The organism is Actinoplanes sp. NPDC051633 (assembly GCF_040681735.1).
Taxonomy (GTDB): Bacteria; Actinomycetota; Actinomycetes; order Mycobacteriales; family Micromonosporaceae; genus Actinoplanes.
Genome location: NZ_JBFAZH010000843.1, coordinates 1 through 3,457 on the forward strand (window position 1 = coordinate 1; position 3,457 = coordinate 3,457).

General features: G+C 67.7%; 3 protein-coding genes. 2 read left to right on the forward strand and 1 reads right to left on the reverse strand.

Annotation, left to right across the window (positions count from 1 at the left end):
• Positions 1-91: 91 nt before the first annotated feature.
• The gene (locus AB0M20_RS33120) at positions 92-1,090 is read right to left on the reverse strand and encodes a GAF domain-containing protein (RefSeq protein ID WP_364304272.1); all 999 of its coding nucleotides are present in this window, start codon (positions 1,088-1,090) and stop codon (positions 92-94) included.
• Positions 1,091-1,747: 657 nt separating this feature from the next.
• Here AB0M20_RS33120 and AB0M20_RS33125 point away from each other — a divergent pair.
• Together AB0M20_RS33125 and AB0M20_RS33130 are read left to right on the forward strand one after the other, a co-directional pair.
• Positions 1,748-2,071, forward strand: coding sequence for a hypothetical protein (locus AB0M20_RS33125; protein ID WP_364304273.1), 324 nt, complete (start codon positions 1,748-1,750; stop codon positions 2,069-2,071).
• An 800-nt stretch (positions 2,072-2,871) separates the two neighbouring features.
• On the forward strand, positions 2,872-3,457 hold a 586-nt coding region (locus tag AB0M20_RS33130; protein WP_364304274.1), incomplete at its 3' end, for a GAF domain-containing protein.

Genomic DNA, 3,457 nt, shown 5'->3' on the forward strand with positions numbered 1-3,457 from the left:
GCACCCGCGTACCTCCGGCCCACCCGACGATCAACGCCGGAATCGGACCAGAACCACACAGGCAACGGACACCCGACGTGGGGAATTTGATCTAGTAGCGGTGGGGAGTTTCGGCTAGCGCCAACACGTTGGGTTGATCGGTTCGCCGTTTGCGGATGGCGGGACTGCGGGGATCGTTGTCGGCGGCTGTCAGGCGTAGATGGTCGCCGGTGTTGGACAGTTGGGCCTCGCAGAGTCCTCCACCGTGACGGACGGCGTTGCTGATCAACTCGGTGAACACCAAATCCATGTCCTCGTACAGGTCGCGCCTGGTCTGACGGGTCAGGATCTCCGGGAGTGTGCGTCGCGCCCAGTTCCGGCCTTCGGTGCTGACGCCGGCATCGCGAGGGTGCTGCGGCCGCCAGGTGGCACTGCGCTGATTCGCTGGAACGGGGGACACCGATTCGGCGGTGACAGTCGTGATGCGGGAAGCTTCCAACGCTTCGGCGGCTGAGCGTGCGAGTTGCTCGGCGGCTCGTACGTCGTGCTCGGTGAACGGGTCGTGAGCATCGAGTTCACGCAGCAGGGTCATGGCACCGAGCACGGCGCCGGTGGAGGTGCGCAGCGGCACGACGATGGAGCTGGCGACGCCCAGGCGTTCGAACTGAGGCCGCTGCCTGGGATCGGTCACCGCGGCCTGCAGCAGCCCTGGCGGGACGTGGGGTAGATAGCGGGTGATTCCGGTGGCGGTGACCCGTCCGGCACCGTAGGCGTCCCCAGTACGGACCGGCACCTCCGCCGCCCAGAGCCGGATCACCGGCTCACGTTCGGCGTCGCGATGCCGCAGCGTGATCATCTCCAACAGCTCACCGTCGACCGGTTGGGCCAAGCCTAGGTCTGCCAGCGGATGAGCGTCACCGGCGCGCAGCGCGTTCACGACGGGGCCGCGCACGTGTACCGCGCACCAGTCTGCCACGGTGGGCACCAGCGCGTCGCCCAGAGCGTCAGCCGTGGTGAACCAGTCGGACGCCGGCCGGAGCAGTCCGGCACGGCTCCAGTCACTGGCGCGAGCCGGTGGTGCCGCTTCTGGTCGTCCGTCGTGGGGATGCATGCCTGCCTTCTCGGCCGCGCGGCCGAGGCTTGCAGGCAAACACCGGTCGCAGTTTCGCGGTTCATGCTGACACGCTTGCCCGGGCCCCGGTCAAGGAGTATCGGCATTGTTGACCTGAACAGCGGTCCTGGACGTGCTGGTGCAGGGCGAACGCAGCGTCGAGCACCTCGCCACCGCTCGCCCGGGACCCCTTGCCAAGCAGCTGGCCGGTGGTTCCAGACGTGCTCGCTGCGCCGCCGCATAAGCCCGGCCCCCGGGCGGGCAGGGCCTCAGGTCCTACGACCCGGATCACGCCTCCGGCGGCCGGGGCTTCGCCCCTGGATCCTGGCCTCTTAGGTATGGCCCGGCCTAGCACTGCACCCATTACGCATTGGAGGCAACCAGACGGCGCCCGGATGGCGAAGGCCGTACGTCCGGTAGGCGCTCCACCGTCACCAGCTGGGCGCGGCCTGCGGGCCGAGCCTGCGACGGATGCCTCACCAGCCGACATCGGCGCGACACAAGCCACCGGCGCTTGTCTGGTTCGAGCTATCGACCGGTCGCAAACGCTTGACGGACGTTTGGTCCATAACTGCGACGGGCATTCAGCCGCCGACGACGAAGTGGGAGCAAGTTCTCGTTTCGTAACGTTATTCGCATTAGCCACTGGAGGAGACAATGACCGCCCCCGCATCCGGGTACACGACCGCGACCGGCACGACGACCGGCGCGGGCCACACGGTTCACGCGCGCAGTCGACGTGGTGAAGAAACGAAGCCGTCCTTCAAGACGACCGAGCTCATCGTCTACGTGGCCGCTGTGATCGGCGTGCTGATCGCTTCCGCGGTGACCGGCGACGCCGGCACCGACAACGGCGGTGATGTCTTTGCCGCCGACAAGGCCTGGTGGTTCATCACTCTGTTGACCATCGGGTACATGGTGAGCCGGGGCCTTGCCAAGGCCGGCAGCTCCACCCGCGACCACGACCCGCGCACCGACTGATCCAGGGCCATTTTGCGATGGCCGCCGCCGAGCCGTTCCGGCACTGCCAGCGGCTCGGCGGCGCGTCGCGCAGCCCAGGCGTCCGAGCCAGCACCATCTTGCCCGACGGAAGGCCCAGCAGTGATTAACCGGCTGCCCTGGATGGTCGAGACTGGCTTCGTGCTCCTCATGTGGAATTCACCAAGCGAAGCGACGCTCGAGCGTGAAGCCCGACCTTGCTGCCGGGAGCGATGACGCCAGCGAGGCCACTACTGGTGGTACAGCTCCTCCTGGTAGGGGTTGAGAGCGATCGCCATGTCGAGGATTGCGGCGGCGCCATCCGGGTTGTCGGGAGAAGGTCTTGGGCTACGAGTTAGGTGCGCTTCGTCGTAGTCACAGTCGGCCGCCAGCGGTGCGGTGTACGGCTTCGCGCAGGGTGGCAGTTCGGTCGGTTCCGGTGGCGGCTTGCTCAAGTAGCTCGGTCATTTGCCTGCACGGACATTCCAAAATCGGCATGCGGGCGGCGCCGTGGCGACGGCGGTGCTTGTCGGGCGCCGAGCCGCAAAGGCTCGAGCGGCCAGGAAGCGGGCCGCAGCCAGGCCGTGGTCAGCGCTGGCCGGCGCGGCCGCGACGGCGTTTCTGGGCCGTTGCCGGACTGACAAGGCGGGCACGACCAGGGTGTGAGCCGCAGACGGGATGTGGTTCCGGCGCTGACCAGAGCGCAGCAAGCGCGGCCCGGTGCCCTGCCGACCTGCCCGGGCTGGTCAGGACGGCTTTCGGGTCAGTTACGCTGCGGCCATGGCGGTGAGGGTGCCGGAACGGTGTCACTGAGAGACTCACGGGCCCTGCTTGCCCTCGGGAACCCGGGGCGGCTGCAGGCGCTTGCCGAGACAGGGCTGACGGCCGCGGCTGATGCGACGTTTGACCGGTTTGCTGACATGGTCTGCACGGCTCTGGACGTGCCGGTCGCACTGGTGTCGCTGATCGAACCGGGCCGGCAGTTCTTCCCTGGGGCCGTGGGGTTGGAACAGCCTTGGGCCGACAAGCGCGAGACTCCGTTGAGCCACTCCTTCTGCCAGCAGGGGGTGGCGTCCGCCGAATCCGTGATCATCATCGACGCGCGAGACGACCCGCGAGTCTGTGACAGTCCTGCCATCGGCGACCTCGGTGTGATCGGCTACGCCGGTATGCCGTTGCTCGACGCGGACGGCAATGTGCTCGGATCGTTGTGCGCCATCGACCGCCGCCCGCGTGACTGGACGGTCAAAGAACTCAAGCTGCTCGGAGATCTCGCCGCCGCGTGCTCGGACAGCCTGCAGCTGCGCATCGCGACTCGGCACGCCGAGGCCGGGCGAGCCTCGGCGCAGGACCTGACCCGTCAACTGCGTGATGCCTATAGATCGGAAG